The following is a 349-nucleotide window of genomic DNA, read 5'->3' on the forward strand; positions in this document are numbered from 1 at the left end:
GCCTGCTGCAGCGCCTGAAAGCGGCCGAGCAGCAACAAAGCGCCGATCGTGAAAACCAGCTGGTTGCGATCGTTGCGAACGCGACAGGCCTGATCAGTCTGCAGCACCTGTTCTCTCAAAAAACCTTAGGAGTGTAATTCTGTATGAGCCTCGAAAGCACCGTTGCCGATTTGGTGACCGCCACCAATGCCCTGCTTGCCACGTTTAGCGGCAAGAAAAACGAGATCAACGCGGCATTGGCCGCTGCTATTGCCGCAGTGCCATCGAACACCAAGCGCTACTGGGTCAACCAAATCAGTGGGGACGATACAGCAGCAGGTACTGCTGAGGCGCCGTTGAAGACCATCAT

The 349-nt window shown here is 55.9% G+C and carries 1 pseudogene; it reads left to right on the forward strand.

Annotated elements, in window-relative coordinates:
- Nucleotides 1-143 precede the first annotated feature (143 nt).
- A pseudogene (locus G7007_RS21910) lies at nucleotides 144-349 on the forward strand (hypothetical protein); the annotation flags it as partial.

This window comes from Pseudomonas entomophila (assembly GCF_013523125.1).
In the GTDB taxonomy this organism is placed as follows: Bacteria; Pseudomonadota; Gammaproteobacteria; order Pseudomonadales; family Pseudomonadaceae; genus Aquipseudomonas; species Aquipseudomonas entomophila_B.